Below are 16,988 nucleotides of genomic sequence, written 5' to 3' on the forward strand. Positions count from 1 at the left end.
ATTTTTCAGACTGATTTTGGATAACGCCTACAACTTATGGGTATGATACTGCGTATTGCCTCAAGTCGCATAGTGGGGCAAGGGGATATTGTGGGCAGAAGTGGGTATTTCAGCCTCAATTTATCTGCTAATTCAGTGATGAGAGGACGTTTAGACGCAAGAAGGACGCTGAAGAGCTTAGTTGCGGATTTGAGGGTTTTATAGTAATTTCAAATCGGAGAGCTTTATCGTAGAATAAAACTCATAGTATATAAGAGATACTAAGAGACAGCGCTTTTATAGTCTCAATGTGCTATTTTTAAGATTGTATAAAAGAATAGCAACTTTAAAAACAATGAACCAGTGAATAAACGGCATAAAATAGTGCAATAATATGCGGAAATGCAGGTCTATTTCGCATAAAACTACATACGGTATGCATCTTTTCTTGTTGGCAAAGCGTTCGTTCCTCGGTGAGGAGCGGGGTGTTCCTCGGTGTGCGTCGCTAGCTTCCTCACCGAGGAACTTGTTTGTCATCGGTGAGGAAGCTGAAACTGGTCTTTTTGAGGGTGGTTTTTCTCTAGTTTGGCATAACTGTTAGAAAGGATAGGAATAATAAAAAGAACGGTTATCTTAATATTTTATGTTGAATGGTGAATGAATAATGGAAAATAGCTGCTATTTGGATGATATATGTCCCAAATGATAATAATAAAGAACTTTCTCCCGACAGATGCCGGGCTTTTTTCTATTTTTCTTAAATCGTTATGCTATTGTCTCTCTTCCTGATTGCTTAAATATTCCTTTTTTAAGAATGGTCATTCTTTCATTCATTTTATGTTCCCGGACAGAATCCGTTTTTATAAAACAGATAACTTTCCTCTATCGCATCGGCAGTATCAGCTTCTAATGCATATAATATTTCTTTGCAAAATTCCAGTTGCCCGGTTCCGTTGGCAGTTACAATATTCTCGTCTCTTACAGCTTGTTCATTGAGGAAAAATGAATTGGAAGGTACAATACCTTATGGGGGAGTGCGATACGCTCGGAAAAGAAATGACTCAATTAACGGAAGATAAATTTTTTGTTGTCAATACACAAACAGGTAAACTTGTCGTCGCAGGTTATTATGATACAAACAATAATAACAAGTATGACAAACAGATAAGGATGAAATTTTAATCTATGATATGAAAACCTTGAAGTTAGCTTCGAGAATATGACTTCCGGCTAGATAGCCAACTGTGTACAAAGTAGAATAGTGAAATAAAAAAAACTCTGTAATCATTGAATTACAGAGTTTTTTCTTTGTTTTGCTTTCTTAAGAAGCGGTGCGTACGGGACTCGAACCCGTGACCCCATGCGTGACAGGCATGTATTCTAACCAACTGAACTAACGCACCAGAATTTCATTTTGTTAATCTGCATCTCTCTCGATTGCGGGTGCAAAGGTAGTTGTTTTTTATAAATCTGCAAGCGTTTTGGGAAAAGTTTTTTTCAAGAAAAAACGAGAAAAACGCTTAGTGTCTCATTTTGAGTACTTTTGTAATGAAAAAAATATTGTTTTTTTTCTCTTCGGATAGTGACGCTATCCGGTTGTTATAGTGACGCCATCACGATAGGATAGCGTCACTGTCCGAAGTCAATAGCGTCACTATCCTGAAGTTTGTCATTCTATTCATAGAAAATAACTCCCGATATCTTTCTATCTGTAAGAAATCACCGTTTTTATATCAACTTTCTGCTTGAATAATTCGTAATTTTGCAATAAATCGTTATTTTTGCGGACTAAAATAAGAAAGGTGGAAAATTATCCGCCTAGAATCGTTAATTAGTAAAAAGAATGATGACAACAGCCAAACTGTTATTGCACTGTCCCGACAAACCGGGAATCCTTGCGGAAGTGACAGACTTTATTACGGTAAACAAAGGAAATATTATCTATCTGGATCAATATGTAGATCATGTAGAGAACATATTCTTCATGCGTATTGAATGGGAACTGAAAGACTTTCTGGTTCCGCAGGAGAAAATTGAAGATTATTTCAGAACTCTCTACGGGCAAAAATATGAAATGGATTTTCGTCTTTATTTCTCTGATGTAAAACCACGTATGGCTATTTTCGTTTCCAAGCTGTCACACTGTCTTTTCGATATATTGGCACGATATACAGCCGGAGAATGGAATGTAGAAATACCTCTTATTATAAGTAACCATCCGGATTTGCAGCATGTAGCAGAGCGGTTCGGAATTCCTTTTTATCTGTTTCCTATCACAAAAGAGACGAAAGAAGAGCAGGAGCGTAAGGAGATGGAACTGCTTGCCAAGCATAATATTACATTTATTGTATTGGCGCGCTATATGCAGGTAATTTCCGAGCAGATGATTAATGCTTATCCGAATAAGATTATCAATATCCACCACTCTTTCCTTCCTGCGTTTGTAGGAGCGAAGCCTTATCATGCGGCATTCCAGAGAGGTGTGAAGATTATCGGTGCAACCAGTCACTATGTAACGACTGAACTGGATGCAGGACCGATTATTGAGCAGGACGTGGTGCGTATTACTCATAAAGACGCCATTGAAGATCTTGTAAATAAGGGAAAGGATTTGGAAAAAATCGTTCTTTCGCGTGCAGTACAGAAGCACATCGAGCGTAAAGTTTTGGCTTATAAAAATAAAACAGTAATATTTAGCTGATGAAAGTAGCAGTTGTAAAATACAATGCCGGCAATATTCGTTCTGTGGATTATGCTTTGAAGCGGTTGGGTGTGGAAGCGGTGATTACTGCTGATAAAGAAGAACTCCAATCGGCAGATAAAGTTATTTTCCCCGGAGTGGGAGAGGCGGAAACTACCATGAACCACTTGAAAGCAACGGGACTGGACGAACTGATAAAAAATCTCCGTCAGCCTGTATTTGGAATTTGTCTCGGTATGCAGTTGATGTGCCGGCATTCTGAAGAAGGGGAGGTCGATTGTTTGAATATCTTTGATGTGGATGTGAAGCGTTTTGTTCCGCAGAAACATGAGGATAAAGTGCCGCACATGGGATGGAATACCATTGGAAAAACGAATAGCAAATTGTTTGAAGGATTCACTGAAGAAGAGTTTGTCTATTTTGTACATAGCTTTTATGTGCCTACCTGTGACTTTATTGCTGCTACAACAGATTATATTCACCCGTTTAGTGCTGCATTGCATAAAGATAACTTTTATGCCACCCAGTTCCATCCGGAGAAAAGCGGCAAGACGGGAGAGAAGATTCTGACGAACTTTTTGAATCTATAATAAACTATGTTGCCGTTTATAATAAACTCCATCATAATTTATAATAAACTCGTTCATCGTTTATAATAAACTTTTAGCAAATAAATAATAGATGATAGAAATTATTCCAGCCATTGATATTATTGACGGAAAGTGCGTACGTCTTTCCCAGGGAGATTACGACAGTAAGAAAGTATATAACGAAAATCCGGTGGAAGTTGCCAAGGAGTTTGAAGCGAACGGTGTTCGCAGGCTTCATGTGGTAGACTTGGACGGTGCTGCTTCTCATCATGTAGTCAATTATCGGGTGTTGGAACGGATTGCTGCGCACACTTCTCTCATTATCGATTTTGGTGGTGGAGTAAAGAGTGATGAAGATTTGAAAATTGCTTTTGAGAGTGGAGCACAGATGGTTACAGGCGGAAGCATTGCGGTGAAAGATCCGGAATTGTTCTGTCATTGGCTGGAAATATATGGCAGTGAGAAAATCATTTTGGGGGCAGATGTGAAAGATCATAAGATAGCCGTCAACGGTTGGAAAGACGAAAGTGCCTGTGAGCTTTTTCCATTTCTTGAAAATTATATGGATAAAGGTATACGCAAGGTAATCTGTACGGATATTAGCTGTGACGGAATGTTGAGTGGGCCTTCTATTGATTTGTATAAGGAGATGCTGGCAAAATTCCCTGACCTCTATCTGATGGCTAGTGGCGGGGTGAGTAAGGTGGATGATATTGTTGCTTTGGATGAAGCTGGTGTTCCCGGAGTTATTTTCGGTAAGGCACTATACGAAGGACATATCACCTTAAAAGATTTGAGAAGCTTTCTATAATTAGCGTACCAGAATGAGATGGCTGTTTATATTATAAATAGCTACCTTATTATAAGAGGAAACAAAGAATCAAACGTCAGGGATATAGATTATAAATTGTTGAACAATAAATAAAAGTAGGATTGTGTTAGCAAAAAGAATAGTACCTTGTCTGGATATAAAAGACGGACAAACCGTGAAAGGAACGAATTTTGTCAATTTGCGCCAAGCCGGTGATCCGGTAGAGTTAGGCCGTGCTTACAGTGAACAAGGAGCAGATGAACTTGTTTTCCTGGATATTACTGCAAGTCATGAAGGACGTAAGACTTTTACGGAATTGGTAAAACGGATTGCTGCTAATATCAATATCCCATTTACGGTAGGTGGCGGAATCAACGAATTAAGTGATGTGGACCGCCTGTTGAATGCAGGGGCGGATAAGATCTCTATTAATTCTTCCGCTATCCGTAATCCTCAATTGATTGACGAGATTGCAAAGAATTTCGGTTCGCAGGTTTGTGTGTTGGCAGTAGATGCCAAACAAACCGAAAATGGTTGGAAATGTTACTTGAATGGAGGACGTATCGAAACAGATAAAGACTTGTTCGAGTGGACAAAAGAAGCCCAGGAACGCGGAGCGGGAGAGATTCTCTTCACAAGCATGAATCACGATGGGGTAAAGGCCGGTTATGCAAATGATGCACTTGCCGCTTTGGCGGATCAGCTTTCCATTCCTATCATTGCTTCGGGAGGTGCGGGCTGTAAAGAGCATTTCCGCGATGTCTTTTTACAAGGAAAGGCAGATGCTGCATTGGCTGCCAGCGTTTTTCACTTCGGAGAAATTAAAATTCCCGAATTAAAATCGTATCTTTGCGGCGAAGGAATTACCACTAGGTAATTGCTGCGTAGCAAAAATTAGCCTTTAGGCTGTGGCGAAGGAATTACCATCAGGGGGTGAGGCACCCCGGCCGGGTTTCCATGCGGATGAATAATCTATTTAGATAAATAGAATAAGATATTTGCAAAAAAACTCCATAGGCGAATAGAGCATAATTGTAATTTGGAATAGTAATTAGAACTTATATAAAAATGGAATTGGATTTCGATAAAATGAACGGACTCGTTCCGGCTATCATACAGGACAACGAGACACGTAAAGTCTTGATGCTGGGCTTCATGAATAAAGAAGCTTATGATAAAACGGTAGAAACCGGAAAAGTTACATTCTTTAGCCGTACCAAGAATCGTTTGTGGACAAAAGGTGAAGAAAGCGGTAACTTCCTTCATGTGGTATCTATAAAGGCCGATTGCGACAATGATACACTACTGATTCAGGTAAACCCGGTAGGTCCCGTGTGCCATACTGGTACAGATACTTGTTGGGGGGAGAAGAACGAAGAACCGGTTATGTTCCTGAAAGCATTGCAAGATTTCATTGACAAACGTCATGAAGAAATGCCCGAAGGCTCTTATACTACCAGTCTGTTTGAGTCGGGAATCAATAAAATAGCTCAAAAAGTAGGTGAAGAAGCTGTAGAAACAGTAATCGAAGCAACAAACGGTACTGACGAACGTTTGATCTACGAAGGAGCCGACCTTATTTATCACATGATTGTATTGCTTACTTCAAAAGGCTATCGTCTCGAAGACCTTGCACGTGAATTGCAGGAAAGACACAGTAGTACATGGAAGAAGCATTAAACAATTAAAATTTAATAATTAAAAATTAAAACGGGAGTCAGTATGGATGACGAGGCGTTGATTCAATATAAGAACGTAGAAATCCATCAACAGGAACTTTGTGTATTAAGCGATGTAAATCTGGAGCTGCACAAAGGAGAGTTCGTCTATTTGATCGGAAAAGTAGGCTCGGGAAAAACGAGTTTGCTCAAGACTCTGTATGGCGAACTGGACGTAATTGACGGTGAAGCGGAAGTGTTGGGTTATAACATGCGTTCTATCAAACGTAAGCATATCCCGCAACTGCGTCGGAAATTAGGCATTGTCTTTCAGGATTTTCAGTTGCTCACAGACCGTACTGTATACAATAATCTGGAATTTGTACTTCGTGCCACAGGCTGGAAAAACAAACAGGAAATCCAAGATCGTATTGAAGAAGTGCTTCAGCTGGTGGGAATGTCCAACAAAGGTTATAAGCTCCCGAACGAGCTTTCCGGTGGCGAGCAACAGCGCATTGTGATTGCACGTGCCGTACTCAATTCTCCTGCTATTATTCTAGCGGATGAACCGACCGGAAATCTGGACGTAGAGACCGGTAAGGCCATTGTAGAATTGTTGCACAATATCTGTGAATCCGGTTCATCCGTAGTGATGACAACACACAACCTGCAATTGCTGAAAGAGTATCCGGGCAGGGTATATCGTTGCGCCGACCATCAGATTGTAGATGTGACAGCCGAATACATGCCCAGACAGAGAACAATAGAAATAGATTTAAATATAGATAACTAAAACAGTAACGAAAATGAAAGTTTTAAAGTTTGGAGGAACTTCCGTAGGTTCTGCTCAGCGCATGAAGGAAGTAGCCAAATTGATTACCGATGGTGAACAGAAGATTGTTGTTCTTTCTGCTATGTCAGGAACAACAAACACATTGGTGGAAATTTCGGACTATCTGTATAAGAAGAATCCGGAGGGTGCCAACGAGATTATCAATAAGCTGGAAGCAAAATATAAACAGCACATTGATGAACTTTTTGCAACCCAGGAATATAAACAGAAAGGTCTTGAAGTTGTCAAATCCCACTTCGACTACATCCGCTCCTATACTAAAGACCTTTTCACTTTGTTCGAAGAGAAAGTGGTTTTAGCACAGGGAGAGCTTATTTCTACGGCAATGGTAAACTTCTACCTGCAGGAATGTGGCGTGAAGTCCGTGTTGCTTCCGGCTTTGGAATTCATGCGTACTGACAAGAACGCAGAACCGGATCCTGTATATATTAAGGATAAATTGCGCGCACAGCTCGATCTCTATCCGGATACAGAAATCTACATTACACAAGGTTTTATCTGCCGCAATGCTTACGGTGAGATAGACAATCTGCAACGTGGTGGTAGTGACTACACTGCTTCTCTGATCGGAGCCGCAGTAAACGCTTCTGAAATCCAGATTTGGACAGATATCGACGGTATGCATAATAACGACCCGCGTATTGTTGACAAGACCGCTCCGGTTCGTCAACTTCACTTCGAAGAAGCAGCCGAGTTGGCTTACTTCGGTGCAAAAATCCTGCACCCTACCTGCATCCAGCCTGCTAAATATGCCAATATCCCTGTTCGTCTGTTGAACACAATGGATCCGGAAGCTCCGGGCACACTGATTTCCAACGACACGGAAAAAGGTAAAATCAAGGCAGTAGCCGCAAAAGAAAACATTACTGCGATCAAGATTAAATCCAGCCGTATGTTATTGGCTCACGGTTTCCTGCGTAAGGTATTCGAAATCTTCGAAAGCTATCAGACGTCTATCGACATGATCTGTACTTCAGAGGTAGGTGTATCTGTAACAATCGATAACACGAAGCATCTGAACGAGATTCTGGACGACTTGAAGAAATACGGAACAGTAACCGTTGATAAAGAGATGTGTATCATCTGCGTTGTAGGTGACCTTGAATGGGAAAATGTCGGTTTTGAAGCGAAAGCTCTTGATGCGATGCGGAATATACCGGTGCGAATGATCTCGTTCGGAGGAAGTAACTACAATATCTCCTTCCTCATTCGGGAGTGCGATAAGAAAGTAGCTTTACAGTCGTTGAGTGATATGCTTTTCAACGACAAATAAATCCACAAATAACACGAGCGCTTTTACCGAACTGATAAAAGCGCTCTTTTTTAAACAACTAAACAAGTTTTTCGAATTATGAAGGGAATATTTCCAATCGATAAATTCCGCACTTTGCAGACACCTTTCTATTATTACGATACCAAAGTGCTGCGTGATACATTGTCGGCTATTAACCAGGAGGTTGCCAAATATCCTAATTATTCAGTGCATTACGCTGTTAAAGCCAATGCCAACCCGAAAGTACTTACCATTATCCGTGAGAGCGGAATGGGAGCCGATTGTGTGAGCGGCGGAGAAATCCGTGCCGCTATCCGTGCCGGATTCCCTGCCGATAAAGTTGTTTTCGCAGGAGTCGGCAAAGCAGATTGGGAAATCAATCTCGGACTGGAGTATGGCATCTTCTGTTTCAATGTCGAGTCTATCCCCGAACTGGAAGTAATCAATGAATTGGCTGCCGCTCAAAATAAGATTGCTAATGTTGCTTTCCGTATCAATCCCGATGTCGGCGCACATACACATGCCAATATAACTACCGGTTTGGCAGAAAACAAATTCGGTATCAGTATGCAGGACATGGACAAGGTGATAGACGTAGCACAAGAGATGAAAAACGTAAAGTTTATCGGTCTTCACTTCCACATTGGCTCGCAGATTCTGGATATGGGTGATTTTGTAGCCCTCTGCAATCGTGTCAATGAGTTGCAGGACAAACTGGAAGCACGAAGAATTTTGGTAGAACATATCAATGTAGGTGGTGGTTTGGGTATTGATTACGGACACCCCAACCGTCAGGCTGTCCCGAATTTCAAGGATTACTTTGCTACCTATGCCGGACAATTGAAATTGCGTCCTTATCAGACATTGCATTTTGAACTGGGACGTGCTGTTGTAGGTCAGTGTGGTTCTTTGATATCCAAAGTCCTCTACGTAAAACAAGGAACGCGGAAGAAATTTGCCATCCTTGATGCAGGTATGACCGACCTGATCCGTCCGGCTTTGTATCAGGCATTCCATAAAATGGAAAATATAACTTCTGAAGAACCATTGGAAGCCTACGATGTAGTAGGACCGATCTGTGAATCGTCAGACGTTTTCGGAAAAGCGATTGACTTGAACAAAGTGAAGCGTGGTGACTTGATCGCCCTTCGTTCTGCCGGTGCGTACGGTGAAATAATGGCTTCCGGATATAACTGTCGTGAACTGCCGAAAGGATATACTTCCGACGAAATGGTGTAAGTAAAAAATGAACCGCTATAATCAAAATGTGAATGTAGTTTAAAAATATAGGGTGCATGGAACAATTTTAACTGAAAGCGTGTTATTTTTGTAATGAGTTCAAAAAGAAACTACATTAACAACTTAATAAAAAAATACGATTATGATTTCAGAAAAATTACAGAATGCAATTAACGAACAGATTACTGCTGAAATGTGGTCTGCTAACCTGTATTTAGCAATGTCTTTCTATTTTGAGAAAGAAGGTTTCAGTGGTTTTGCTCATTGGATGAAAAAGCAATCCCAGGAAGAAATGGGACATGCTTATGCAATGGCAGATTATATCATCAAACGTGGAGGAACTGCTAAAGTGGATAAAATAGATGTTGTTCCTAACGGATGGGGTACACCTCTTGAAGTATTCGAACACGTTTACAAACATGAATGTCATGTTTCTCAATTGGTAGACAAGCTGGTAGACGTAGCAGCTGCTGAAAAGGATAAAGCAACACAGGATTTCTTGTGGGGATTTGTTCGTGAACAGGTAGAAGAAGAAGCTACAGCGCAAGGCATTGTTGATAAAATCAAGAAAGCCGGTGATACCGGAATTTTCTTTGTAGATTCACAATTGGGACAGCGTTAATGATGCTACTCTGAAAAAATAGTTCTTTATATAGAAAGAAGCTACTCGAAATTTCTTCAAGTAGCTTCTTTTTTTTCACTTATTTGGCTCGTATCTGGAAATAAACTACCTTTGTATTAAGAGTCAGAGAGAAATTAATCCCGATTATTATAAATGAATGGTGTGAACAGAGGAATTTTTAGATTGCTCCCTATATTTTTATTGCTCTTTTTGGGGGTGAGCAGTTGTTCTCAAAAAGAGGAACGGCGTATTTTAGTTATCCACTCTTATGAGGAGACTTACGCGGCTTATCCGGAATTTAACCGGATGATAGCGGAGCAATTTGAGAAAGAGAAAATAGATGCTGATATCCGTACCGTTTATTTAGATTGCGAGTCCTACTGGGAAGAACCGGAGTTGGAACGAATGCGTTTTCTGGTTGATTCTGTTTCGAAAGACTGGCGGCCGGAAGTGATTCTGGTGAATGAAGACCAGGCTACTTATTCATTGATGAAATGTGGGGTTCAGTTGGGTAAAGAAGTACCTGTGGTTTTTGGTGGTGTCAATTACCCGAATTGGGGATTGCTGAAACGCCATCCTAATGTGACGGGTTTTCATGATAAGATCGCCTTTAATGAAAATATCAGTGTGGCAAAAGAACTTTTCGGTGAACGCGTCCGGTTGTTTACCATGCTCGATACCACTTATATCGATAAACAAATCAGAAGAGATGCAAAGGAACAGTTTAAAGGTCATAAAGTGACCGGATTCATCGATAACCCCGAACTTTCTCTTGAAGAACAGATACGTTTGACGCAGGAGGAAGGTTATACTCGTTTCATGGCTATTCCTTTACGTAATGCCAGAAATCATTCGGATGCTACCTTTATGTGGGTGTTGAACAGAAGCTATCGCGATCAATGTTATATTCAGCTGAAACGTGATTATACTACCATTAATATTGGAAGCATCTGTGGCAGTCCCAGTCTGACTGCCATCAATGAAGCCTTCGGGTTTGGTGAAAAGTTGCTGGGTGGATACATCACTTCGTTGCCTATTCAGGTGGAAGAAGAGGTGAAAGCAGCCGTTCGTATATTACACGGTGCGAGTCCGGCGGACATGCCTATTGTTGAAAGCCGGAAAGAGTATGTTGTTGATTGGAATACAATGACGCAAATAGGTTTGAGTAAGGAAAGTATTCCTGCTAAATATCGTATTATCAATATTCCGTTTAGTGATAAATACCCTTTGTTGTGGGGAATTTCAGTCGCATCGTTCATTCTTATACTAATTATTCTTTTCGCTTCTCTTTGGTGGCTATACCTTCGGGAACAGATGAGGAAAAAGCAGGCTCTTATAGCATTGGCTGATGAAAAAGAAACATTGTCATTAGCCATTGAAGGTGGAATGACGTATGCCTGGAGATTGGATAACGGTTGTTTTGTTTTTGAAGATGCATTCTGGGCGTCGCAAGGGTTAAATCCCAGACAACTTTCGTTTAAGGAATTCATGAGCTTTATCCATCCCGACCATTGGGAAGGAGTGAAGTTCAACTGGCGAAATCTGAAAAGTGCTCATAAAAAGATTGTGCAGGAGCTTTGTAACTTCGACGGCAAAGGCTATCAGTGGTGGGAGTTCCGTTATACTACCAAACAGCTACCCGGAGGCGAATATAAAACCGCAGGTTTGTTGCTTAATATACAGGATATAAAAGATCGTGAAGAAGAATTGGAAGCAGCACGCTTATTGGCTGAAAAGGCGGAATTGAAACAATCATTCCTCGCAAATATGAGCCATGAGATACGTACTCCGCTTAATTCAATCGTTGGCTTTGCCAATATACTGGCATTGGAAGATGGATTGAGTTCCGTAGAACGCGAAGAGTATATCAGTACTATTAACAAGAACAGCGAGTTATTACTCAAACTGATTAATGATATCTTGGAACTTTCCCGTATCGAATCAGGATATATGTCTTTCTCATTCAAGAGATGCAAGGTGAGAGAGTTGATTGACGATATCTATATGACACATCAGGTTCTGATTGCTCCACATTTGGAATTCCTGAAAGAAGTGGATGATACACCTTTGGAAATCAATGTGGACAGAGAGCGCTTGATACAAGTCCTGACAAACTTTCTGAATAATGCCGGTAAGTTTACGGAAACCGGATATATCAAATTAGGATATAGTTATCTGCCGGATGAAGGCAAAGTGCAGATTTATGTAGAAGATACCGGAAGAGGGATTCCACGAGAAGAACAACGGATGATTTTCAGCCGTTTCTACAAACAAAACGAATTTTCGCAGGGAGCAGGATTGGGACTTTCTATTTGTCAGGTGATTATAGAGAAGCTGGGTGGAAAGATCGAACTCAAGTCCGAAGTAGGCAAGGGAAGCCGCTTTACGGTTATTCTTCCTTGCCGGGTGGTATCTTGATAATGATAGACTTTAACGGGAATACGAACAATCTTATTTCTTGTTTTTCCCTTTCTCCATCGTTCCCAGGTAAATTTCCAGTGAACGGGTGGAAATCTGTATTTCGCGGAAAGATACGCCTAAAGAAGCTATCAGCAGAATCAATGCCAATCCGAATACATAAGCAGAGAATAATTGAAGCCCGATATAAATAAGGAACATGCTGACTACACAGAAAAAAAGGCTTGCAATACCTAGTCCTTGCATCCTACGGGTCAGGTTCAACCGTTTCCGTAGATTCTCGATTTGTGCTTCGGTGATATCCGAAGGGTTTTCCATGTAGCGGTCACGCAGTTGGCGCACAAGTTGGGCATACGATAAGAAACGGTTGGTATAAGCCAGCAATATCAATGAAACTGCCGAGAAAAGTAGGGCAGGAGTAGTGAGAGTCAATTCTTCCATAATCTTTTTTTTATAGTCAAGTAGCGGTTCAAAATTCATTTTATAAAAGAGAATTTTTTGGCACGGGTTACACGGATTTCACGTTTTTAGAAATATGCTTGTATAAAGCAACAGCGTAATCTGTGTAATCCGTGCCTAAAAATGGATGCTGCAAGTAAACCTTGCCCCGGAGTTATTCCGCTTTCAGCACATTAAGCTCTTTGCCTACCTTGATAAAGGCAGCGATGCACTTGTCAAGATGTGATTTCTCGTGTCCTGCAGAGATTTGCACACGGATGCGTGCCTGATCTTTCGGCACTACCGGATAATAGAAACCTGTCACATAGATACCCTCCTCCTGCATACGTGCAGCGTAAATCTGGGACAACTTCGCGTCATACAACATAACGGCACAGATAGCGCTTTGTGTCGGTTTGATATCAAATCCGGCAGCCGTCATCTTATCGCGGAAGTAGTTTACATTCTCAACAAGTTTATCATGTAATGCATTGCTCTCTTTCAGCATCTTGAAAACTTCAAGGCTGGCACCAATGATGCCCGGAGCCAAAGAATTCGAGAACAGATACGGGCGGCTGCGTTGACGAAGCAAATCGATAATCTCTTTACGACCGGTGGTGAAACCTCCCAGTGCACCGCCAAAAGCCTTACCTAATGTTCCGGTATAAATATCTACCCGTCCATGAGTCTTATACAACTCGCTTACTCCATGCCCTGTGGCACCTACCACACCGGCAGAGTGTGACTCGTCCACCATTACCAGTGCATCGTATTTCTCGGCAAGATCGCAAATCTGATCCATTGGAGCTACATTGCCGTCCATAGAGAACACACCGTCCGTCACAACAATACGGAAACGTTGTGCCTGCGCTTCTTGCAGACATCTTTCCAAGTCCTTCATGTCAGCGTTGGCATAACGGTAGCGCTTTGCCTTGCAAAGACGTACTCCGTCAATGATAGAAGCATGGTTCAGAGAATCCGAGATGATGGCATCCTCTTCAGAGAAAAGCGGTTCGAATACACCGCCGTTGGCGTCGAAACAAGCAGCATACAAGATCGTGTCTTCCGTCTGGAAATATTCCGAGATGGCAGCTTCCAGTTCTTTGTGTATATCTTGTGTTCCACAAATGAAGCGGACGGACGACATTCCGTAGCCACGGTTATTCATCATTTCCTGCGAAGCCTTAATCAATCGGGGATGATTGGATAATCCTAAGTAATTATTAGCACAGAAGTTCAGCACTTCCTTACCTTTTACAGTGATGGCAGCTTGCTGCGCACTTTCAATCAGTCGTTCTTCTTTATAAAGTCCGGCTTCCTTGATTTCAGCCAATGTTTGGCAGAGATATTCTTGCATTTTACCGTACATAGTGTTTGGGTGATTAAGTTATATTGCAAAGGACACAATTTTTCTTGGAATAACAATGTCTTTTTGATTAAAATCTGAAAAAAAAGTGCTTACTTTGCGCACTATTTAAGCTTGATATTCTAAGTCAGAAGAAAAAATGGAACACATTTTGATTATTGGAGCTACCGGACAGATAGGGTCGGAGCTAACGATGGAGCTACGTAAACGTTACGGAAATGCAAATGTAGTAGCAGGTTATATTCCGGGTGCAGAGCCTAAAGGGGAATTAAAGGAGTCTGGACCGTCGGCAATTGCTGATGTAACGGATGGAGAAGCGATCGCATCTGTGGTAAAAGAGTATCACATCGATACAATTTATAATTTGGCTGCTCTGCTGTCCGTAGTTGCCGAGTCGAAGCCCAAGCTGGCCTGGAAAATAGGTATCGATGGATTATGGAATGTATTGGAAGTGGCACGCGAACAAGGATGTGCAGTGTTTACTCCGAGTTCTATCGGTTCGTTTGGCGCTAGTACGCCTCATACGAAAACACCGCAGGACACTATTCAGCGTCCGCGCACCATGTATGGAGTCACCAAGGTAACGACCGAGTTGCTAAGTGACTACTATTTTAATAAATATGGTGTTGATACCCGTGCTGTCCGTTTTCCGGGCATTATTTCGAATGTGACCCCTCCGGGAGGAGGTACGACCGATTATGCTGTCGATATTTATTACTCGGCGGTGAAAGGAGAAAAATTTGTGTGCCCCATTAAGCAAGGCACTTTGATGGATATGATGTACATGCCGGATGCGCTGAACGCAGCAATTATGCTGATGGAAGCTGATCCGACAAAATTGATACACCGAAATGCTTTCAATATCGCCTCGATGAGTTTCGACCCGGAGACGATTTATCAGGCTATCAGGAAGCATGTGCCGCAGTTTGAGATGATCTATGATATAGATCCTTTGAAACAGCGCATTGCCGATAGCTGGCCCGATAGTCTGGATGACACCTGCGCTCGTGAAGAGTGGGGCTGGAAGCCGGCCTACGATTTGGAAAGCATGACGGTAGATATGCTTGAAAAGTTAAGAGAGAAACTAAAATAATGAAAAAACTAATTGTAGGGGTCATGTTGCTCGGTATACTGGGTGCTTGTGGAAACAAGAAAACAAACATTGACCCCTTCGCATCTATCACAAAAGAAGTGGATTCTATCCGGCGGGTAGCCGATTCTATTCACTGTGATGAATCGCCGGAAGATCCGCAACCTATACAGGCAGATGAATCTTTCGATGATTTTATCTACAATTTTGCTTCCGATGACGTGTTGCAGCGTCAGCGTGTGAAATTTCCGTTGCCTTACTACAATGGAGATAAAAAAACGAATATCGAGGAGCATAACTGGAAGCATGATGACTTGTTTACCAAACAGCATTATTATACGCTTCTGTTTGATAGAGAAGAAGATATGGATTTAGTAGGAGATACCTCCCTCACTTCCGTACAGGTAGAATGGGTGTTTGTGAAAACACGAATGGTAAAGAAATACTATTTTGAGCGTATCAAAGGTGCATGGATGCTAGAGGCAATTAATCTGCGTCCCATTAAGCAAAATGATAATGAAAATTTCGTGGAGTTTTTCGGACACTTTGCCGCAGATAGTCTTTTTCAGAGTAAGCGTGTGTGTGAGCCTCTGGCTTTTGTAACCACCGATCCGGACGATGATTTCTCTATTCTGGAGACCACCCTCGATCTTAATCAGTGGTTCGCTTTTAAACCGGGACTTCCTGCCGATCGTCTTTCTAATATCAATTACGGGCAGCGGAATGACGATGATTCGCCAACGAAAATTCTGGCGTTGAAAGGTATCGGTAATGGTTTTTCCAATATCCTCTATTTCCGTCGCAAAGCCGGGGAATGGGAATTGTATAAGTTTGAAGATACAAGCATTTGATGCAGGTAGTAATACGCTACAAGAAATAGCCTTGTTGTTAATGATATAACTGTGTTTGCTGGCTTATAACGAATAATGATATAACTTATAATTAAAAATATATGTATTCTCTTTTACCCTACAATACATTCGGCATTGATGTCAGTGCCGCTCGTTTTTTAGAGTACACTTCGGTTGAAGAACTGAAGAAACTGATTGTGCAAGGTGCCGTTACGACACCTTTTTTGCATATTGGTGGTGGCAGTAACCTGTTGTTTACCAAAGATTACGACGGGTTGATATTGCATTCCCACATTGAAGGAATCGAAGTGACGGAAGAAGATGCCCACTCTGTATCAGTGCGAGTGGGAGCAGGGGTAGTATGGGATGACTTTGTAGCCTATTGTGTAGAGCATGGATGGTATGGAGCGGAGAACCTGTCGCTGATTCCCGGTGAGGTGGGGGCGAGTGCGGTGCAGAATATCGGAGCCTATGGCGTTGAGGTAAAAGATCTGATAACGGCTGTGGAAACAGTGAACATTCAAGCTGAAGAACGCGTTTATTTAGTAGAGGAATGTGGATATACCTACCGCAACAGTATCTTTAAGTATCCGGAAAACAAAGCGACCTTTGTCACTTATGTTCGTTTCCGATTGAGTAAAGAAGAGCATTATACATTAGACTATGGCACCATTCGTCAGGAGCTTGAAAAATATCCGGCGTTGACACTTTCTGTTGTCCGGAAAGTGATTATTGCTATTCGCGAGAGCAAGCTGCCCGATCCGAAAGTGATGGGTAATGCCGGCAGTTTCTTTATGAACCCCATTGTGCCGAAAGAAAAACTGGAAGCCTTGCAACAGGAATATCCCCGCATACCCTACTATGAGCTGGCCGACGGCCGCGTAAAAATTCCGGCAGGGTGGATGATTGACCAATGTGGTTGGAAAGGAAAAGCCTTGGGGCCGGCTGCTGTGCATGATAAACAAGCACTGGTGCTGGTGAACCGTGGTGGAGCAAAAGGTAGTGATATTATTGCACTTTCAGATGCGGTCCGAGCTTCTGTTCGTGAGAAGTTCGGTATTGATATCCATCCGGAAGTCAACTTTATAAATTGAGAATT

At 41.7% G+C, this 16,988-nt stretch carries 15 protein-coding genes, 1 tRNA gene and 1 pseudogene; 13 read left to right on the forward strand and 4 right to left on the reverse strand.

Features of this window, described 5'->3' with window-relative positions; all coding sequences use genetic code 11:
* Positions 1-814: 814 nt before the first annotated feature.
* Both HMPREF9009_RS26210 and HMPREF9009_RS13870 read right to left on the reverse strand, forming a co-directional pair.
* Positions 815-970 (reverse strand): annotated as a pseudogene (locus HMPREF9009_RS26210) (glutamine amidotransferase); the annotation flags it as partial.
* A gap of 338 nt (positions 971-1,308) precedes the next feature.
* A tRNA-Asp gene (locus HMPREF9009_RS13870) sits at positions 1,309-1,382 on the reverse strand.
* A 440-nt stretch (positions 1,383-1,822) separates the two neighbouring features.
* Between HMPREF9009_RS13870 and purU the strand changes: the two genes are divergently transcribed.
* From purU to HMPREF9009_RS13920, 10 genes are all read left to right on the forward strand, one after another.
* A complete protein-coding gene (gene purU / locus HMPREF9009_RS13875; RefSeq protein ID WP_008771204.1) occupies positions 1,823-2,680 on the forward strand; it encodes a formyltetrahydrofolate deformylase in 858 nt (285 codons plus the stop codon).
* Entirely contained in the window at positions 2,680-3,270 is a 591-nt protein-coding gene (hisH, locus tag HMPREF9009_RS13880) for an imidazole glycerol phosphate synthase subunit HisH (RefSeq protein ID WP_049702508.1), read from the forward strand. The genes purU and hisH overlap by 1 nt, the downstream gene beginning before the upstream one ends.
* A gap of 91 nt (positions 3,271-3,361) precedes the next feature.
* A complete protein-coding gene (hisA, locus tag HMPREF9009_RS13885) occupies positions 3,362-4,081 on the forward strand; it encodes a 1-(5-phosphoribosyl)-5-[(5-phosphoribosylamino)methylideneamino]imidazole-4-carboxamide isomerase (RefSeq protein WP_049702509.1) in 720 nt (239 codons plus the stop codon).
* Positions 4,082-4,205: 124 nt separating this feature from the next.
* The gene (hisF, locus tag HMPREF9009_RS13890; protein WP_049702510.1) at positions 4,206-4,958 is read left to right on the forward strand and encodes an imidazole glycerol phosphate synthase subunit HisF; all 753 of its coding nucleotides are present in this window, start codon (positions 4,206-4,208) and stop codon (positions 4,956-4,958) included.
* A 191-nt stretch (positions 4,959-5,149) separates the two neighbouring features.
* A complete protein-coding gene (hisIE, locus tag HMPREF9009_RS13895; protein WP_004313661.1) occupies positions 5,150-5,761 on the forward strand; it encodes a bifunctional phosphoribosyl-AMP cyclohydrolase/phosphoribosyl-ATP diphosphatase HisIE in 612 nt (203 codons plus the stop codon).
* A gap of 42 nt (positions 5,762-5,803) precedes the next feature.
* Complete coding sequence (locus HMPREF9009_RS13900) at positions 5,804-6,532, forward strand: cell division ATP-binding protein FtsE (RefSeq protein WP_004313660.1); 729 nt, start codon at positions 5,804-5,806, stop codon at positions 6,530-6,532.
* Positions 6,533-6,545: 13 nt separating this feature from the next.
* A complete protein-coding gene (locus HMPREF9009_RS13905; protein ID WP_004313659.1) occupies positions 6,546-7,865 on the forward strand; it encodes an aspartate kinase in 1,320 nt (439 codons plus the stop codon).
* 78 nt (positions 7,866-7,943) lie between these two features.
* Positions 7,944-9,104, forward strand: coding sequence for a diaminopimelate decarboxylase (gene lysA / locus HMPREF9009_RS13910; RefSeq protein WP_008025478.1), 1,161 nt, complete (start codon positions 7,944-7,946; stop codon positions 9,102-9,104).
* Positions 9,105-9,246: 142 nt separating this feature from the next.
* On the forward strand, positions 9,247-9,726 hold the full coding sequence (locus HMPREF9009_RS13915) for a ferritin (RefSeq protein ID WP_004304025.1): 480 nt from the start codon (positions 9,247-9,249) through the stop codon (positions 9,724-9,726).
* Between the two features lie 153 nt (positions 9,727-9,879).
* Positions 9,880-12,144: an ATP-binding protein gene (locus HMPREF9009_RS13920; protein WP_049702511.1), complete on the forward strand. Its 2,265-nt coding sequence runs from the start codon at positions 9,880-9,882 to the stop codon at positions 12,142-12,144.
* Positions 12,145-12,177: 33 nt separating this feature from the next.
* On the opposite strand, the gene HMPREF9009_RS13925 is transcribed toward HMPREF9009_RS13920, so the two are convergent.
* The gene (locus HMPREF9009_RS13925; protein ID WP_004313656.1) at positions 12,178-12,585 is read right to left on the reverse strand and encodes a DUF2721 domain-containing protein; all 408 of its coding nucleotides are present in this window, start codon (positions 12,583-12,585) and stop codon (positions 12,178-12,180) included.
* Positions 12,586-12,757: 172 nt separating this feature from the next.
* Positions 12,758-13,951, reverse strand: a complete 1,194-nt coding sequence (kbl, locus tag HMPREF9009_RS13930; RefSeq protein ID WP_049702512.1) for a glycine C-acetyltransferase — start codon at positions 13,949-13,951, stop codon at positions 12,758-12,760.
* Positions 13,952-14,087: 136 nt separating this feature from the next.
* Here kbl and HMPREF9009_RS13935 point away from each other — a divergent pair, with 136 nt between their 5' ends.
* The 3 genes from HMPREF9009_RS13935 (at position 14,088) to murB (ending at position 16,983) form a co-directional block, all read left to right on the forward strand.
* Positions 14,088-15,041, forward strand: coding sequence for an NAD-dependent epimerase/dehydratase family protein (locus HMPREF9009_RS13935; protein WP_049702513.1), 954 nt, complete (start codon positions 14,088-14,090; stop codon positions 15,039-15,041).
* Positions 15,041-15,889: a DUF4348 domain-containing protein gene (locus HMPREF9009_RS13940; protein ID WP_004313653.1), complete on the forward strand. Its 849-nt coding sequence runs from the start codon at positions 15,041-15,043 to the stop codon at positions 15,887-15,889. Before HMPREF9009_RS13935 ends, HMPREF9009_RS13940 begins: the two co-directional genes overlap by 1 nt.
* Positions 15,890-15,990: 101 nt before the next feature.
* Complete coding sequence (gene murB, locus HMPREF9009_RS13945) at positions 15,991-16,983, forward strand: UDP-N-acetylmuramate dehydrogenase (protein WP_049702514.1); 993 nt, start codon at positions 15,991-15,993, stop codon at positions 16,981-16,983.
* The last annotated feature ends 5 nt before the right edge of the window (positions 16,984-16,988 follow it).

Origin of the sequence: Bacteroides sp. 3_1_13, assembly GCF_001185845.1 — a bacterium.
Classification (GTDB): Bacteria; Bacteroidota; Bacteroidia; order Bacteroidales; family Bacteroidaceae; genus Bacteroides; species Bacteroides xylanisolvens.